Origin of the sequence: Alcanivorax sp., from assembly GCF_019431375.1 — a bacterium.
Lineage (GTDB): Bacteria > Pseudomonadota > Gammaproteobacteria > Pseudomonadales > Alcanivoracaceae > Alcanivorax > Alcanivorax jadensis_A.
The window spans coordinates 403,106-420,386 of sequence record NZ_CP080267.1 but is presented as its reverse complement, the minus strand read 5'-3'; the positions used below and the strand labels follow the sequence as shown (position 1 = coordinate 420,386).

Annotated in this window: 11 protein-coding genes; 3 read left to right on the top strand and 8 right to left on the bottom strand. The window is 56.8% G+C overall.

Features of this window, described 5'->3' with window-relative positions; translation table 11 throughout:
- Positions 1-66: 66 nt before the first annotated feature.
- The 4 genes from KZ772_RS01825 to nirB are packed head-to-tail and all read right to left on the bottom strand — an operon-like array spanning position 67 to position 6,821.
- Positions 67-2,679 carry a nitrate reductase gene (locus tag KZ772_RS01825; protein WP_290538190.1) on the bottom strand — a complete coding sequence of 871 codons (2,613 nt, stop codon included), beginning with the start codon at positions 2,677-2,679 and terminating at the stop codon, positions 67-69.
- A complete protein-coding gene (locus KZ772_RS01820; protein ID WP_290538189.1) occupies positions 2,676-3,923 on the bottom strand; it encodes an FAD-dependent oxidoreductase in 1,248 nt (415 codons plus the stop codon). Before KZ772_RS01820 ends, KZ772_RS01825 begins: the two co-directional genes overlap by 4 nt.
- A 22-nt stretch (positions 3,924-3,945) precedes the next feature.
- On the bottom strand, positions 3,946-4,290 hold the full coding sequence (nirD, locus tag KZ772_RS01815) for a nitrite reductase small subunit NirD (RefSeq protein WP_290538188.1): 345 nt from the start codon (positions 4,288-4,290) through the stop codon (positions 3,946-3,948).
- A gap of 2 nt (positions 4,291-4,292) precedes the next feature.
- The gene (gene nirB / locus KZ772_RS01810) at positions 4,293-6,821 is read right to left on the bottom strand and encodes a nitrite reductase large subunit NirB (RefSeq protein WP_290538187.1); all 2,529 of its coding nucleotides are present in this window, start codon (positions 6,819-6,821) and stop codon (positions 4,293-4,295) included.
- A 322-nt stretch (positions 6,822-7,143) separates the two neighbouring features.
- On the opposite strand from nirB, the gene KZ772_RS01805 reads away from it, so the two are divergent.
- The 3 genes from KZ772_RS01805 (at position 7,144) to KZ772_RS01795 (ending at position 12,230) form a co-directional block, all read left to right on the top strand.
- Positions 7,144-8,616: an MFS transporter gene (locus tag KZ772_RS01805; protein WP_290538186.1), complete on the top strand. Its 1,473-nt coding sequence runs from the start codon at positions 7,144-7,146 to the stop codon at positions 8,614-8,616.
- Positions 8,617-8,860: 244 nt separating this feature from the next.
- A complete protein-coding gene (locus tag KZ772_RS01800; RefSeq protein WP_290538185.1) occupies positions 8,861-10,330 on the top strand; it encodes a NarK family nitrate/nitrite MFS transporter in 1,470 nt (489 codons plus the stop codon).
- A 202-nt stretch (positions 10,331-10,532) separates the two neighbouring features.
- The gene (locus KZ772_RS01795; protein WP_290538184.1) at positions 10,533-12,230 is read left to right on the top strand and encodes a bifunctional protein-serine/threonine kinase/phosphatase; all 1,698 of its coding nucleotides are present in this window, start codon (positions 10,533-10,535) and stop codon (positions 12,228-12,230) included.
- Between the two features lie 446 nt (positions 12,231-12,676).
- On the opposite strand, the gene KZ772_RS01790 is transcribed toward KZ772_RS01795, so the two are convergent.
- The 4 genes from KZ772_RS01790 to KZ772_RS01775 form a co-directional block, all read right to left on the bottom strand.
- Positions 12,677-13,090, bottom strand: coding sequence for a hypothetical protein (locus KZ772_RS01790; protein ID WP_290538183.1), 414 nt, complete (start codon positions 13,088-13,090; stop codon positions 12,677-12,679).
- A gap of 315 nt (positions 13,091-13,405) precedes the next feature.
- A complete protein-coding gene (locus KZ772_RS01785) occupies positions 13,406-13,543 on the bottom strand; it encodes a hypothetical protein (RefSeq protein WP_290538182.1) in 138 nt (45 codons plus the stop codon).
- A 131-nt stretch (positions 13,544-13,674) separates the two neighbouring features.
- Positions 13,675-14,193, bottom strand: a complete 519-nt coding sequence (locus KZ772_RS01780) for a hypothetical protein (protein ID WP_290538181.1) — start codon at positions 14,191-14,193, stop codon at positions 13,675-13,677.
- Positions 14,193-17,270: a transglutaminase-like domain-containing protein gene (locus KZ772_RS01775; protein WP_290538180.1), complete on the bottom strand. Its 3,078-nt coding sequence runs from the start codon at positions 17,268-17,270 to the stop codon at positions 14,193-14,195. Before KZ772_RS01775 ends, KZ772_RS01780 begins: the two co-directional genes overlap by 1 nt.
- Positions 17,271-17,281: the final 11 nt, after the last annotated feature.

The window sequence follows — 17,281 nt, the reverse complement described above, 5'->3', positions numbered from 1 at the left end:
AGCTATCCGATCTGTTGTTTCACGGTTTTGATTTTCGTAACTCGTAGCTCGTAACTCGCTCCTCGGTCAAACACTGCAGTTTTCCAGCAGTCCGCGTAGTTCCGGAATGCAGGAGCCGCAGTTGGTGCCTGCCTGGCAGCATTTGCCGATGGCTTCCACGTTGTCCGCGCCCTCTTCCACCGCAGTTTCGATGGTTTTCTGGCGTACCTGAAAGCAGCTACAGATCACCGGCCCCAGGTCCGGGCCTGCGTCCACCGGTTGCCCAGCAAGCAGCGCAAGGTGCTGGGTTTCTGCCTCGTCGGCGAAACAACTCGCCAGCCACTCCACATCGCACAGCGGCAGTTCTTCGCCGATGGCCAGCCAGGCCAGCAATCGGCCCTCGCTATCCAGGGCGGCGCGACGGAAGTGCCCAGTGGCGGGGTCGTTGAGTGCCAGCCACTGTGCCGCTTCGGGCATCCAATCGTGGAGCTGTTGTTCGGTTAGGTCCGCATCGCCGGCCAGCCGATAACGCTGTACCTGGCCCGCCTGCAAGAATGCATCGACGGGAACTCGGGCCCAGTACTCCACGGCGGGCGGGGGTGCCGCCGTGAACAACCAGCCATGCCAGCGGGGTTGCCAGTCGCTGACGTTGACCGGCGTATGTTTGAACGCCGGCTGGCCGGAATGCGGATCCAGACGTGCCGGTACCAGGGCATCCACCCGGGCACGGCGAGAAAACTGATCGGTCCAGTGCATGGGCATGAAAGCGGTACCGGGCCGTTGCCCGCTATCACTGGTTACCCGCACCAGGGCGTCACCGACCTTGCTGGAAAGGCGTACGAAGCCGCCCTCCTTCAGTCGGTAACGTTCAATATCCTTGGAATGCAGTGCCGCAAAGGGTTCGCTCAGGTGGGCAAACAAACGTCCGGCGCGGCCGGTGCGTGTCATGGTGTGCCACTGGTCGCGAATACGGCCGCTGTTGAGAATGATCGGGAAGGCATCACCGATCTGATGCACCTTGGGATTCTCGCAGACAACAAAACGACCACGGCGATTCGGCGTGGCGAAGTGTCCGTCGGCAAAGCAGCGAGGGTCCCCTTGCAGTGGCCACTGCTGCGGCTGCCACTGTTCATACTGGTCGGCGCTCAGGTCCGCAGCAGCGGTCATATCCAGCCGCTTGCCAAATCTGCCCGCCAACGCGGTGAGCGCCGAGTACTCGGCAAAAATTTCGTGTTCGTGCTGATAGGGAAAGGCTGAGGCGTAACCCATGCGACGGGCCACTTCGGTGATAATCCACCAGTCCCCTTTTGCGTTGCCGGGGGCTTTCACAAAGGGACGCTGGCGGGACACGCATCGTTCGGAGTTGGTCACCATGCCGGATTTTTCACCCCAGCCCAGCGCCGGCAGGCGGATATCGGCACAGGCCAGGGTATCACCGCTGGCCACGCAATCGGACACCACCACGGTGTCGCAGGCCATCAGCGCATGGCGCACCCGATCCGCTTCCGGCAGGGAGTCCACCGGGTTGGTAGCCATGATCCACACGGCTTTGACCTGACCGCTTTCCACCGCATTGAACAAGTCCACGGCGGTGAGACCATTTTCTGTTGCCAGCGTGTCGGTCTGCCAGAAATCGGCAACGGCGGCATGGTGTTCCGGGTTATCAATATCCAGATGCACGGCCAGCTGATTGGCCAGACCACCCACTTCACGACCGCCCATGGCGTTGGGCTGGCCGGTGATGGAAAACGGGCTGGCGCCGGGTTTCCCTACCCGGCCAGTGGCCAGGTGTGCATTGATAATAGCGTTGCCCTGATCGGAACCGTTGCGGGCCTGATTCACCCCCTGGGAGAACACCGTGACGGTACGATCACAGGTGGCAAACCAGTGATAAAACGTGGTCAGGTCCACCTTGCTGACACCCATCAACTGGGCCAGTTTTTCCCAGTCATTGCCCTGACTGCGGGCGGTGTTCAGCGTCGCCTCGAAGCCTTCGGTGTGAGCATCGATATAGTCTTGATTTAACGCGTTATGATCATCAAGCCAGGTGAGCAGCCCGTTGAACAGCGGCACGTCCTGCCCGGGGCGAATGGCCAGGTGCAGGTCGGCCAGATCACAGGTGGCGGTACGACGAGGATCGATCACCACCACCTTCATCTCCGGGCGCGCCTGCTTGGCGGCGGCGATGCGCTGGTAGACGATGGGGTGCGCCCAGGCAGTGTTGGAGCCGGTGAGGATCACCAGGTCCGCCAGCTCCAGGTCTTCGTAACAACCGGGCACCACATCTTCGCCAAACGCCCGCTTGTGGGCCACCACCGCACTGCTCATGCACAGGCGGGAATTGGTATCGATGTTGGCGCTGCCGATAAACCCTTTCATGAGTTTATTGGCCACGTAATAGTCTTCCGTCAGCAACTGGCCGGACACATAGAACGCCACCGCATCCGGGCCGTGTTCATCCACAATACGACGGAAACGGTCGGCCACTTCATCCAGGGCGCGATCCCAGGGCACCACTTCCCCATTCACTTCCGGCTGCAACAGGCGATCCTGATCACCCAGGGTTTCCAGTACCGAGGACCCTTTCACGCATAGGCGCCCGGCATTGGCAGGGTGCTGCTTGTCGCCCTGCAGTTCGATGCCGTCGGTTTTGATACCGCAGCCCACGCCGCAGTAAGGACAGGTGGTGCAAATACTCATGCGGCAATTTCCTCCTGCTTGTCGCCACCATCGCCGGGCAGGTTGCAGAAGGCCTCACCCAGTAACAGGGTGGCGCGTACCGCACTGATGTCGGTCTGGTTCCGCCACAGGGTTTCGTAGAAAGGGGCTTCGGCCACGTCGCCATACAGCACCATGCCGACAATGCGATTGTCGCGAATTTGCAGACGACGATAACCACCGGGCAACGCTAGTTGCAGGGTATCGCTTTCAACGCCCTCCTGCTCGCCACCAAAATCGCCGAAAGACACCAGATCAATACCGGAAATTTTCAACCGGGTGGCGGTGTCCGCATACAGATAACGCCGATGGCCCAGCTCGGCCAGATGGCTGGCGCACACTGATGCCTGCTCATACAAGGGTGCTACCAACCCGAAGGTGCGCTGGCGATGCTCCACACATTCACCGATGGCATAGATGGCCGGGTCGAACGTTTGCAGGGTGTCGTCCACGCGGATGCCCTGATTCACGGTCAGGCCTGCCCGGGCAGCCAGCTCGGCACGGGGCACGATGCCCACCGCCTGCACCACATAGTCGGCGGGCAGGCGCTGACCATCGCCCAGGTGTACGGCCGCGACACCGCCGTGGCCATTGTCTTCGATGGATTGGGTGCGCGCCTGCATGACGAACTTCAAGCCCCGGGCTTCCAGATCCTGTTGCAGGCGATGCCCTGCCGCTTCATCCAGTTGCTGGTTGAGCAGATGGCCACGGCTGTGTACCAGGGTCACGTCATGGCCCTGTTTCACCAGCGCATCGGCCGCCTCCAACCCTAAAAAGCCGCCGCCCACGACCACCACACGGGCGGCCGAGAGCGACAACAACTTTCTGACGTCATGCAGATCGCGAAAGCTCATGACGCCCTTCAATGCCACGCCGTCCACCGGCAGCTGACGCGGTGCCGCGCCGGTGGCCAGCAGCAGACGATCATAGTCGAGCACATGACCTGCCGCCGTCATCACCTGGCGACGATGGCGGTGAATCTCCACCACCGGTGAGCCGGTAATCAGACGGATACCCCGCTCGCGATACCATTGATGGGGATAGGTCGTAATGGTCTGCTCGTCCGTGCCGCCACACAGCAAGGGCGACAGCATGACCCGGTTGTAACCGGCAAAGGGCTCCTCCCCCACCACCGTGATCTGATACAGATCCGGTGCCAGGCGGGTGAGCTCTTCCAGCAGGCGGCAAGCCGCCATGCCGTTACCAATTACCACCAGTCGCTTCATTACTACATCGCCTTTGCGGTATTCAGGCCGGAATGGCCAGTTTGATCACGTCACCTTCCACTTGTACCGGATAGACCGTGAGTGAGACCTCTTCATCTTCCAGACACTGCCCGGTTTCCAGATCGAAATGCTGCTTGTAGATCGGCGATGCCACCACCCGCTTGTCACCCAGCGAGCCCAGGATGCCCCGGCTCAGCACATTGGCCTGGCTGAACGGGTCCAGGTTGTCCAGCGCGTACAGGCTGCCATCGCGGGTGCGGAACAGGGCCGCCTGGCCACCGGGCAGGCGTACGCCCACCCCGGTGCCCGGCAGTACATCATCGAGCTTGCACACGGCTTTCCATTCCACGGCTACGGAACTGTTCATGCTCATGCCTCCTCGACCAGTTCGATACGTTCATGCTCATAGGCCGGACGACGCTGACCGCGCTCACGCACGTACTTCAGGTTGTCGTCGGCGCTGTCATCGTTGACGAAGTGCTTGAAGCGTTTCACCGCTTCGTCGTCTTCGATGGTGGTCTTCCACTCACACTGGTAAGTGTCGATCACGTGGGCCATTTCCGCTTCCAACTCGGCACCGATGCCCAGGGAATCTTCCAGAATCACTTCCTTCAGGTAGTCCAGGCCACCTTCCAGGTTTTCCAGCCAGACGCTGGTACGCTGCAGACGGTCGGCAGTCTTGATGTAGAACATCAGGAAGCGGTCGACGGTCTTGATCAGCTCTTCGTCGGTGAGATCCGAGGCGAACAGATCCGCGTGGCGCGGACGCATGCCACCGTTGCCGCACACATACAGGTTCCAGCCTTTCTCGGTGGCGATCACACCCACGTCCTTGCTCTGTGCTTCGGCACATTCACGGGTACAGCCACTGACAGCCATCTTGATTTTGTGCGGGCTGCGCAAACCTTTGTAACGCTCTTCCACCTGGATAGCGGTGCCTACCGAATCTTTCACCCCGTAGCGGCACCAGGTGGAACCCACACAGGATTTCACGGTACGCAGGGACTTGCCGTAGGCGTGACCGGTTTCAAAACCAGCATCCACCAGGGTGCGCCAGATATCCGGCAGCTGCTCCACGCGGGCACCAAACAGATCCACCCGCTGGCCGCCAGTGATCTTGGTGTAGAGGTCATACTTCTTGGCCACTTCACCGAGTACGATCAGCTTGTCCGGGGTGATTTCACCGCCGGCAACGCGCGGCACGACAGAATAGGTACCGTCACGCTGCAGGTTGCCGAGAAAGTAATCGTTGGTGTCCTGCAGACCCGCGTGGGGCTTGTTCAGGACATAATCGTTCCAGCAGGACGCCAGCACGGAAGCCGCTGTGGGTTTGCAGATGTCACAGCCTTCACCGCTACCGTGTTTTTCCAGCAGCTCGTCAAAGGTGGTGATCTGCCCTACCCGCACCAGGTGATAGATTTCCTGGCGGGAATACGGGAAGTGTTCGCAGAGGTGGTTGTTCACTTCCACGCCACGTTTTTCCAGTTCGCTGTCCAGCACCTGTTTCACCAGTGCCGAGCAACCACCACAGGTAGCAGAGGCCTTGGTGCAGGATTTCAGGTCACCCACGGTCATGGCGCCATCGTCAATGGCAGCACACAGATCACCTTTGGATACGTTGTTACAGGAACAGATCTGCGCGGTGTCCGGCAGGGCATCGGCACCCAGCAGGGGCGCGCCATCGGATACCGGCGCCACCAGTGCTGCCGGATCACCGGGCAGGTCCATCTCGTTCAGACACAGCTGCAGCAGGTTGCCGTAGTCGTTGGCGTCGCCCACCAGTACTGCGCCCAGCAGTTTCTTGCCGCACTCGCTAATCACTGCCTTCTTGTAAATACCCGCAGTCTGGTCCATGAACACGGTGCTGCGTGAGCCCGGGGTGTTGCCATGGGCATCACCGATGGAGGCCACATCCACGCCCATCAGTTTCAGTTTGGTGCTCATGTCAGCACCGGTGAACTGCTGCTCGCACTTGCCCATCAAATGTTCGGCGGCGATCTCCGCCATCTGGTAACCCGGCGCTACCAGACCAAAGATGCGGCCTTCCCACAGCGCCACTTCGCCGATGGCATAAATGCTGTCATCGGAGGTGACACAGTGGTTGTTCACCACAACACCGCCACGCTCACCGATATCCAGCTCGCAGGCACGGGCCAGTTCGTCCTGGGGACGAATACCGGCAGAAAACACAATAACGTCGGTTTCCAGGTGCTTGTCGTCACCGAAGTTCATGCGGTGCTTGCAGGTTTCGCCGTCGACAATGTCTTTGGTACCGGTGCTGGTGTGCACGGTGACGCCCAGTTCATGGATCTTGTCCTTGAGCAGGCCACCACCAAAGTCATCCACCTGCACGGCCATCAGACGCGGCGCGAACTCCACCACATGGGTTTGCAGGCCCAGATCGTGCAGGGCCTTTGCCGCTTCCAGACCCAGCAGACCGCCACCCACCACGGTGCCGACCTTGCTAGTTTTACTGGCAGCAATAATGGCATCCAGATCATCGATGGTGCGGTACACGAAACAGTTGTCCCGATCGTTGCCTGGAATCGGCGGCACGAACGGATAGGAACCGGTAGCCAGCACCAGTTTGTCGTAACTCAGGGTCTCACCGGTATTGGTGGTTACGGTGCGTGCCGCACGATCAATGGCGTCCGCCTTGGTATTCAGCTTCAGCGTAATGTCGTGCTCGGCAAAGAACCCCTGCGGAACCAGTGACAGGTCCTCGGCGGTCTTGCCGGAAAAGTAGCTGGTTAGCCCCACGCGGTCATAGGCCGGCAGCGGCTCGGCACACAGTACGGTAATGTCGAAGTGCTCGCGGCCACCCTGGGCCACCAGAGACTCCAGATAACGTTGACCCACCATGCCGTGGCCAATAAGTAGAAGTTGTTGCTTTGCCATAAGGCTCACCCTCGCGGTGCATGACTGACGCCCTGACCAAAGCAACCCTTGTGCCAACTTTGCAAGATACTGTTTTATATTGGTTTTTTGCCATTACCAGGCAATAACCACAGAAAAACTGCTTTCTTTTAATGCGTGCGTGCACGAGAAAAATGCACATTTTCATGCACCCTAATGGCACAAAAACGCTCCTGATTTGCGCACCGGTTTGGTTGTTCACGACTCTCCACGGGCATTTATCAATAGAAAACAACAAGTTAGCCAGGCGGCACAGAAGTTGCTCATTGCTACGCATCGTTAATCGCCCATGCATGGAGTCGTCATGAGCGCAGAAAGACTGAATCTGCTTAACCTGTCCCTTCCCCGCATTCGCCTGCTGCACCTGAGTTGGCTGGCCTTCTTTATCAGCTTCGCACTGTGGTTTTCCCACGCGCCGCTGATGGGCCATCTGCGCGAGGTGTTTGATCTGAGTAGCGAACAGGTAAAAGCCCTGCTGATTCTCAATGTAGCTCTGACCATCCCGGCACGGGTCGTGATCGGCTCGCTTGTGGATCGCTATGGGCCACGGATTGTGTTCGGTACATTACTTATCGTCGCGGCTTTTCCATGCTGGGCCTTTGCCATGGCCAACAGCTTTGAACAGTTGGCCGTGACACGCCTGCTGCTTGGCTTTGTTGGCGCGGGATTTGTGGTCGGCATCCGGCTTATCAGCGAATGGTTCCCGGCCCGGGAAGTGGGCCTGGCCGAAGGCGTCTATGGCGGCTGGGGCAACTTCGGCGCTTTTGCCTCCTATGTCACCCTGCCCTCCCTCGCCCTGCTGTTCGGCGGCGAAGATGGCTGGCGCTGGGCGATCGCCTGCACCGGTATCCTTTCTTTTCTGTACGGTCTGATCTTTCTCTGGCGCGCCCGTAACACGCCGGCCGGAGCCTCCTACTTCAAACCCAAGAAGGCCACAGCGCTGGAAGTCAGTAACCGACGTGACCTGTTCTTCTACATAGGGGCCAGCCTGCCACTGTACCTGGCCTTGTTTGTCATCGTCTGGCGCCTGGGGCCCCAGGGCTTTGACCTTTATGGTGTAGGCACACAGGGGGCGGCAGCCGCCTTTGTGCTGGCCCTGGCCGCTATTCAGTTTTCCCAGATATGGAAAGTGAACAAGGAACGCCTGCAACAGCCCGCACCGGAGCAGGACAGCTACCCCTTCAAACAGGTGGCCATTCTTGATTTGTCCTACTTCATTACCTTTGGTGCCGAATTGGCGGTCAAATCCATGCTGCCACTGTTTTTCCTGGATACCTTTGCGGAAGTGACGCCGGTAACAGCCGGTCTGCTGGCATCGGGCTTTGCATTCACCAACCTGATAGCCCGCCCCGGTGGCGGCTGGCTGTCCGATCGCATTGGCCGAAAGAAATCCTTGAGTATTCTGATCACCGGCCTGTTGCTCGGCTTTCTGCTGCTCAGCCAGATCGACAGCGGCTGGCCGGTGCTCCTGGCGATGGCCGCCACCATGGTCTGTTCCTGCTTTGTGCAGGGTGGCGCCGGTGCCGTATTTGCCACCGTCCCCCTGATCAAGCGCCGGCTGACAGGCCAGATCTCAGGCATGGTGGGCGCCTACGGCAATGCTGGCGCCGTCATTTTTCTGACCGTACTGACCTTTGTGGACGCCAGCACCTTCTTCCTGGTGATTGCCGCCAGTGCCGCCCTGGTGCTGGCTGCTGTCCAGTTTCTGAATGAGCCCAAAGGACACATCGCAGAAGTAGACGAAGATGGTCGCGTACAACTGATCGAAGTGGGCTGAACAGCATAACGGCCGGGCTCACCATATCGAGCCCGGTCGTGCACCAGTCATGCCCACGCTTCATGCCTCAAAACAGGATGACTTCCAGGCAGCGAATCGTGCTCCAGCCTCATTCTGCCGCACCAAATTTCATCATTTTTCATGCACCAATATATTTTCCATTAAAAAACAACAACTTAAAAAGTGGCACAACCCTTGCTTAATCACTGAAACCGCCGAACACATCCGTTGTGATGGAGTGATCATGAGCACAGACAAACTGAACATCCTGAATTTTTCCGCACCACGCATCCGCCTGTTGCATCTTAGCTGGCTGGCCTTCTTTATTACCTTTGTTGTCTGGTTTTCGCATGCCCCGTTAATGGGGCACCTGCGGGAAGCCTTCGACCTCACCGCCGACCAGATCAAGGCGTTGCTGATTCTCAACGTGGCGCTGACCATTCCCGCCCGGGTGGTTATCGGTTCCCTGGTAGATCGCTTCGGCCCCCGGCTGGTGTTTGGCTCGCTGCTGATGCTGGCCGCACTTCCCTGCTGGGCGTTTGCTCTTTCCACCACCTATGAACAGCTGGCGGTAACCCGTCTGCTGATGGGCTTTGTGGGAGCCGGCTTTGTGGTGGGCATCCGCCTGATCAGCGAATGGTTCCCGGCCCGGGAAGTGGGCCTGGCAGAAGGCGTCTATGGCGGCTGGGGCAACTTCGGTTCCGCCGCAGCGGCGATTACCCTGCCGTCCCTCGCGCTGCTTTACGGCGGTGATGACGGCTGGCGCTGGGCCATTGCCACCACCGGCGCGGTGGCCTTTTTGTACGGCATGTTCTTCCTCTGGCGGGCACGCAATACCCCCCAAGGCTCCTCTTACTTCAAGCCGAAGAAAGCCGGTGCCCTGGAAGTAAGCACCAGGAAAGACCTGTTCTTTTACCTGGCCATGAGCCTGCCCCTGTATATCGCGCTGCTGGTCATTGTCTGGCGCCTCGGGCCCACCAACCTGAATCTGTTCGGCCAGACCACACAGATACTGCTTGGCGCCCTGATTATCAGCCTGGCGGTGGTTCAGCTTGGCCAGGCCTGGCGAGTAAACCGTGAACACCTGAAGGAAGGCGTGCCCGAGCACGACCGCTACAGCTTCAAACAGGTGGCGATTCTGGATCTGGCCTATATGGTGACTTTCGGCTCCGAGCTGGCGGTGGTGTCCATGCTGCCCCTGTTCTTTACCGATACCTTCAGCCTGAGCGCGGTGACCGCCGGTCTGCTGGCCTCCGGCTATGCCTTCATGAACCTGGTGGCACGCCCCGGCGGTGGCTGGGTGTCCGACAAGTTCGGGCGCAAGAAATCCCTGGCCATTCTGCTCTGCGGCCTGATGCTGGGTTACGGGCTGATGAGCCAGATCGGCAGCAGCTGGCCTATTGCCCTGGCAGTGGTTGCCACCATGTGCTGCTCATTCTTTGTGCAGGCCGGTGAAGGGGCCGTGTTTGCCACCGTGCCATTGATTAAGCGCCGCTTGACCGGGCAGATTGCCGGCATGGTGGGCGCCTACGGCAATGCTGGCGCCGTCATCTTCCTGACCGTGCTGACCTTTGTGGATCCGTCCACCTTTTTCCTGGTGATTGCCGCCAGTGCCGCCGTGGCCCTGGCTGCCGTACAGTTCCTGGATGAACCGAAAGGACACATTGCGGAAATCGACGAGAAAGGCGAAGTTCAACTCATTGAGGTGGGCTAATGAGACAAGCTACACGCTGCAAGCCTCGAGCTACAACGCGTTTGGATATTTCATAAACCCCGAACGTTACGAGCCGCGCCCGGCACCCGGAGCGCGGCCACGTGCCATGAAAATACAATCAGGCCAGGGTCGCGTTGCAGCTTGAAGCTTGTAACTGCAGGGATTGAGTGAGAAACCCGTGCCAACCCAAGGAGAGTTGAGGATGGATGTATCCACCGCCGCTGAAAACACCACCGAGCCAGATCTGCACCCGCAGGTCCGCATCGGGCAATACAGCGATGCCGGCCAGAAGTTGCATAACCAAGATGCCCTGGCAATGCAGATCCCCGATGGCCCTCTGTTGCGTACCAAGGGCATCGTCGCGGCCCTGGCGGATGGGCTCTCCAGCGCTGGTGCAGCCCGGGAAGCTGCCGAGTCCTGTGTGCTGGGCTTTATCAGTGACTACTACGCGACTCCCGCCCTGTGGAGTGTTCCTCGCTCCGCACAACGGGTTCTGGAAGCCCTGAATCGCTGGCTTTGCCGGCAAACCCAGGCAGGGGAAAGTCACCTTTGCACTTTGTCCCTGTTAATTTTTCGCTCATGCACAGCCCATTTATTCCAGGTGGGAGATTCGCGCATCTGGCGACTGCGCAATGACCGACTGGAGTGCCTGACCAGGGACCACAGCCGCATCATTGGCGACAACCGCCAAGTGCTCACCCGGGTCATGGGTGGTGATACCCGCCTGGATGTGGATTACAGCAGCAGCGATTTACAGGTGGGAGATGTGTTCCTGCTCACCAGTGACGGCGTACACGGTTTCCTCTCCCGCGCCCGCATGCAGGGAATTCTGCGTGGCAGTGGACAGCCGGAAGTGGCCGCCCGCAGCCTGGTGGAAGCGGCCCTGGCCAGCGGTAGCGATGACAACCTGAGCTGTCAGGTGCTGCAGGTAGATGGCCTGCCCGACGCCAGTGCCGACGAAGCCCTGCGCCAGCGCGGCAGCCTGCCACTGCCGCCGCCACTGAGCCCCGGTATCCGTGTGGACGGTTTCACCGTAAAGCGGGAGCTGTATGCCAGTGTGCGCAGCCACCTGTATCTGGTGGAAGATGAAACCGGCAAGCAATCGGTACTCAAGACACCGTCGGTGAATCTGGAAGACGACCGGGATGCCCTGGAGCGTTTTGTCATGGAAGGCTGGGTAGGCCAGCGCCTGCGCAATGCCCACCTGCTGCGCACCCTGCCCCTGCCGGAGAACCCCAGTTGCCTTTATCAGCACCTGGAGTTCATCGACGGCGTCACGCTGCAACAGTGGCTGAAAGAGCATCCGGACGTGGCGGTGGAAGAAAAACTGTATCTGGCGGATCAGTTACTCAACGGTATCCGTGCCCTGCACCGGGCCGATGTGATTCACGGCGATCTGAAACCGGATAACATCATGGTGGATACCAGCGGTTTGGTACGGATCGTGGATTTCGGCAGTTGCCATTGTCGTGGCATGGAGCAACACAATGCAGGTATTCCCCTCGGCACCCGGGATTACACCGCTCCGGAACTGGTGGATGGCGAAGCCCCCAGCGAACAGAGCGACCTGTTTTCTGCGGCGGTGATCATTCATGAAATGCTCACCGGTGACCTGCCATGGCAAGGCCGCTACGAAAAATCCGCCCACCGCCCCCTGCCGCCCCTGCAGGGTCACAACGCCTTTGTGCCACTGTGGATCAACAACGTGCTGCAGATCGCCCTGCAACGCCAACCCAAACAACGCTTCAGCGATGCCGCCGAATTCCGCGACGCCCTGCGCCGCCCGATACGCAGCAGCAAACCGGCCATCGACAACGACGTCCGGCAGCTTCGTATCTGGAAAGGCATCAGTATTGTGCTGGTGGTGTTGTTGTTGATTAGTGTGGCAGGAGGGTTTTAGTTAACAGTTAACAGTGAATAGTTAACAGCGACGCGATCAGCTTAATAGGGTTTTGCAACGCATGAGGCCGCGCTCAGTATCTGGGCGCGGCCTCATGCGTTTAAGTTGCGGCTACGTGTCTCGCGCAACTATTCACTGTTAACTGTTCACTCTCCCAGAGCGCCCAACTCAAAACGCCGACCATTACTATCCACAAACAACTTCCCTCTTCCTCAAACGCCCATGACTCGGGGCTCCGACGGTGCATCTCTACCAAATAGCGGACTTGCATTGTTTGATTTACCACCTGCTTTGCCCGGTGCTCTGAGTGTCCACGGTCTTGTTATGGCGAACTCACCTGCCAGGACAATCAGATAGCCGGCCAAGAGTTTCTTAATGCCAAAAGGTGATTCAAAATCAATACCAGGCAAATACTATAAAAGCCAAGGAACAAAAAAACATAAAAGCTAAGAACCCCTTATCCATACCAAGATCAAGACAGCTAATACTAGGTTTTTTTCTATCGTAATAAATCCAAATCTTCTTATTAGACAAGGATCGAATATAAATTTTTCTCGCCAACCTAGGGTTTTGCCCAACAAAAAGAGAGGGAAAGCACTATCCTTTATGCCCACCTTATTATTTTTATATCTTTTCCCGTCAACCGTATATTCGTACTGAACATCAACCGATCCCGACACCTCATTACTAACTCTGCTTTTTTTCCATATTTTTTTTATTATCACACCTTTTGTTCTACCCCACTTTCTAATCTTTACGAATAGTACATACCAAAAGAAGCAGCCCATCATAAAGCCAGACATGGTCAAAAAGAAAAACTGGACATAGAAGTTATCGTTATCAAAGGGAAATGGCGTCATTGACACCCCCTCCTGCAAGATATTGCTGCATCTAATATCATTTTCTGTATCTGAGAAACAATCACAAACAATATTGTTGAGAAAATAGAGCCGAGCGAACAATCAGGGATAAGCATAAACTTACCACGCAGCCAGCTCCTGACCAGCAAGGTTCCGTGAAACAGCCCCATCTGCCACTCAGCCACATCTTCCACCGACCAGACCTCTACACGAGCCCGATCTACTTACCACCACATGGTAATAGTTCGACATGACGGCATAAGCACACAGATCGATAGCGAAAAGCTCCACCAGAACCCCCAGCCTGTCTACCACCTACTGGCGGCGATGCTCGTAGTCCTGGCCGGAATAATGATCCTGGCCACACAAGAACGCTCTGCGAACACAGCCACAGATGCAGTGATAATAGGGCACCTCATCCAGAGAGACTTGGGAATATCGGACTCGAGTCATGGAAAGGCCTCCTTGCTGTTCCATAACCACACAATACTGATCAAAAAATCAGTAAATCATCAGAACGCCGCTACTGACCTTGTAGGATATTCTCTAATTCGTGCGTGCCCCGTTGCTTGTCCTTTAGTGAATTATGTTTGACTAGGTAGCTGAAACCTTCGTCTTATAATAATAAAAACGACCCCGTACAGCAGCACTGAAAAATAAACAGCTTCTTCAGCATTCTCTATCCCGGAGTAATAAGCCGCCACCGACCACAATAAAACACCCAAAAATGGCGCACCAACTAAAGAATAAACAGCGACTCTTCTAAGGTTAAAGCCTCTGCTCTTGGATACAGGGCTTACCCTGTTGTTTTTTATACAGACACTAAAGTCGACTATAAAGATAAGCGCAAAAGCTAAAATAGCATCAAAAAAACTAACCGCATGCAAAGAAAAAGATAAATACATACAAAGAAAGCAAGACAAAACAAAAATGAGCATTTCAAAGCCGAACCTTGCACGCCCCAACCCATTTCCATAAATCAATATAAGCTGAAAAACCAGAAAAAAAGCATACAATGTAATCTTTTCGCCTATTCTTCCCGTGGCAAATTGCAAAATCGTAAAAAAAAGCAAAGACAATAAAAACCAAGCGCTCGACTTCATTAATCTTCCCTTTTACAAGTTTGAGTCAACCCCCACGAAACCAAACCACTGAATAGAAAAGCCATTACAGCAGCCGCCCCCTTAATCAAGGCCGATGCTGCCACAATAAATATCAGCCACAGTTTAAAAGCTATTAAAATCATAGCAATGACTAATATTGTAATTGCCACACCAGGACCACAGTTATCGAAATTAAAAACCGCATTAACTCCAGCCCATAGAGCCCCAAAAACTTGCTTAATTACATCAAAGGAAATACCAGCCACCAAGAATTTTTCATCCCCTGAGAATCCTGTATTCCCCCCATTTTCTCCACCGGCGATAAGATAGGCTCCAGCCCCTGTGTGTGAGTCAATCACAGTATACCCAGTAGATTGTCGTCCAAAGAAATTAACAGGCCTCTCATGTGCAGTTACTTCCTTCCCTGCATTCACAGAATTCCGAATATCGCTCTTTATTTCACTGGAAAGCTGTAAATTGGGAAGGGCAATAGACAGGTTATCCTGAGTAATCGTCCAGATCTTCTGGCCCTCAGCCGCCGCAATCTGGACCGCTTTAACCGCACTGATACCATGAGCCGGGGCCTCCTCGGTGCTGAACATCTTCTCCGGCACCAGGTGCTCCATGGCCGACATTCTGGCGCCCTGGGCACGATTGAAGGAAACCCAGCGCTGATGGTCATTTTCCTTATCCACCCGGCTACCTGTCATATGATCCACGTCCATGGTCAGGCCTTCCGCCTTCACATCTCTCGGGACACCAAACCAGTACTGCGGCGTCAAACTCGTTTTGAACAAACCGTAACTCGGCGCACGATAGCCTATGCTGCTGGCTTGCTTCTGGGCGATCTGATCCTGCACGTCGTTCAGGGCGAAGTAGCTCAGAATGGTGCTATACAGCAGGTCACCCACGACTTGCTGCTTGGTCAAGCCGGCAAAGTCCTCTGACTCCAGCTTTTGCTGGGTAGACTCCAGATCGGTTTGCAGGGCTTGCGCCTGTTGCTGGCTGATGCCTTGCAGGTTCAGCGCCAAAGCCCGGTATTCGCCTGCTACAGGTTGGTTACGTGTGGTACGCCAGCCACGGCCCGGTTGCCAATAGCCCATTTCTGAGAGCAGCTCTTCTCCCATTGCCATATTGCTTACTGCGGTGGCCGCGATGCCATCGTCTATGGCGAATTCACCTGTCAGAGCAATCAGATAACCCGGCAAGGTATCCGGTATGTCGTTCGGGTCGATTTCACCGTTTTCATCTGGCTCTGGTAGATAGCTGGCCAGAGTCTCCTCATCGTCAGGGGTGGCCGGCTTGAAAGATAATGAAAGCTTCTTGCCGGCCAGGGCAACTGTCGGCTGCTCGATTCTCAGAAGCTGGGTATCCGGTGTGCCGTACAGGCTGGTATGAAGCTGGTACTGGAATTTCCAGCGCAGGCTGTCCGGCAGTTCGGATGCCACCAGCTTACGGGTCAGTAATTCATAAGGCAGGCTGATTGCCAGTTGTTCGTGGATGACCTCCTTGATGCTGTGCGTGCCCAACACATCGCCTACTGAAGCATCCGGAGCCTGGTTCTCCAGAAAGCCTTCCAACTGGGCGCGATAGTCGGTCAGGGAATCTTCCATGGCTTGCTGCGGAACACCCTGTACCCAGCCTTCCTCTTCGTTGATAGTGCTTTGCTCCTGGATAGTCTGCGCCAGGCCTTCCGCATCGAAGGGCACCTGTTCTTCCAGGGCCATCCCCTCGCTGTATTCATACTGCTTGAAGCTCGCATCCATGGGCACCCAGCTATCGCCTACCCGATGCACGGCACCCCGGCTGGGTTGATAGTCGATCCAGGCTTCTACCCAGACATGCTCCAGCTTCGTATGGCTAACTTTGCCCCCGGAAACCATACCGATGTTGGGAATACCGCCCTGCCCCAAGAGGTTCCCCGCTGCTTCCGGGGTGTTCACGTTTCCCACCCAGTTCATCACCTTGTCGGCAGGCATTTGTACGGTACCAAAGGCGTAGCGGGCCGGAATGTTGGCCGCCCGCAGCAGCGAGATGAGCAGACTGGCAGTGTCGAAAGCGTTGCCCTTGCCATGTTGCAAGGTGTATTCCGCCCCCTGTATGGAGCCGTAACTGGGGATAAACTCGATATTGTTGCGTACCCACTGGTAGATCTTTACCGGGTCATCGTCCAGCTCTTCAGCTTTTGCGCTGATGGCTTCGGAAAGGGGTGCGTCCAGCGTTGCGGCCAAGTCATCTTCGGTGGGGCCGCCGGGGTTGCCCAGCATATCAGGAGTGATGACATTACTAGCCAGTTGCACTCCCTGCTCGAAAAGCGGAAACCCGCTGCGGGCGCTCAGCTCGTCGGCGCTTTCCGCCGGTTTTGGCGTTTGGCTCGGGTCCGGGGTGCTCCAGGGCAGATTATTGGGATCGAAAGGATCGCGAGGCTTGCTGAGCGTGAAGCCGTCCATCCATTGTTTCAGGGAAGCTGCTGCTTCCTGTTGTTCGCTGAGGCTTTCCGCGTCAAGCAGGGCTGACAGGCGCGCCTGCATGGCTTCGTAGCGGCTCTGATATTCCGCCTTTGCGTGCTCATTGCGTTGGCGAACCCGGGCAGGCAGGTTCTTGTTTTTCAGTCTCTGCTCTGTTTTCTGGAATGCCTTGAGCGCTTTCTGGTGCAGCTTGTCGGCACGCTTGGCCAGCCAAGCGAGATCACTGGTCTCTTCCAGGGTTAGCTGGCTTAGACCAATGGCAGTCAGCACATTATCCAGTGTGCCCCCTTCATCAGCCAGGCGACGGTCAATTACCGCTTTACGGTCGTTGGTCTTGTCACGCACATGCTTAAGCACTTGGTGCAGGTGCTGGTTCTTGGCCTCCCATTGTGCCTGGCGATGTTGCTCTTTCTGCCGCTCGGTTTCGATGGCCAGGGCCCAGGAAGGCCAGATTACCGCATTGAGGAAGAGCGCCAGAATGCTAATGGCAACGGTTCGGAAGAAGCGGCGTGATTCCCGCAATACTTCGATGGCCGGGGCCTCTTCCAAGGGCTCGCGCTTCACTGTTTCACGGAGTAGACGCTTACCGTAATCCTGATCTGTTCTCATTGTCATTGCTC

What these genes read in the sequence shown, in the direction of transcription:
- KZ772_RS01780 (WP_290538181.1), bottom strand. Translation starts at nt 14,193, where the DNA reads ATGAAGTCGAGCGCTTGGTTTTTATTGTCTTTGCTTTTTTTTACGATT.
- KZ772_RS01785 (WP_290538182.1), bottom strand. Translation starts at nt 13,543, where the DNA reads ATGACTCGAGTCCGATATTCCCAAGTCTCTCTGGATGAGGTGCCCTAT.
- KZ772_RS01790 (WP_290538183.1), bottom strand. Translation starts at nt 13,090, where the DNA reads ATGACGCCATTTCCCTTTGATAACGATAACTTCTATGTCCAGTTTTTC.
- KZ772_RS01820 (WP_290538189.1), bottom strand. Translation starts at nt 3,923, where the DNA reads ATGAAGCGACTGGTGGTAATTGGTAACGGCATGGCGGCTTGCCGCCTG.
- KZ772_RS01775 (WP_290538180.1), bottom strand. Translation starts at nt 17,270, where the DNA reads ATGAGAACAGATCAGGATTACGGTAAGCGTCTACTCCGTGAAACAGTG.
- KZ772_RS01805 (WP_290538186.1), top strand. Translation starts at nt 7,144, where the DNA reads ATGAGCGCAGAAAGACTGAATCTGCTTAACCTGTCCCTTCCCCGCATT.
- nirB (WP_290538187.1), bottom strand. Translation starts at nt 6,821, where the DNA reads ATGGCAAAGCAACAACTTCTACTTATTGGCCACGGCATGGTGGGTCAA.
- KZ772_RS01825 (WP_290538190.1), bottom strand. Translation starts at nt 2,679, where the DNA reads ATGAGTATTTGCACCACCTGTCCTTACTGCGGCGTGGGCTGCGGTATC.
- nirD (WP_290538188.1), bottom strand. Translation starts at nt 4,290, where the DNA reads ATGAACAGTTCCGTAGCCGTGGAATGGAAAGCCGTGTGCAAGCTCGAT.
- KZ772_RS01800 (WP_290538185.1), top strand. Translation starts at nt 8,861, where the DNA reads ATGAGCACAGACAAACTGAACATCCTGAATTTTTCCGCACCACGCATC.
- KZ772_RS01795 (WP_290538184.1), top strand. Translation starts at nt 10,533, where the DNA reads ATGGATGTATCCACCGCCGCTGAAAACACCACCGAGCCAGATCTGCAC.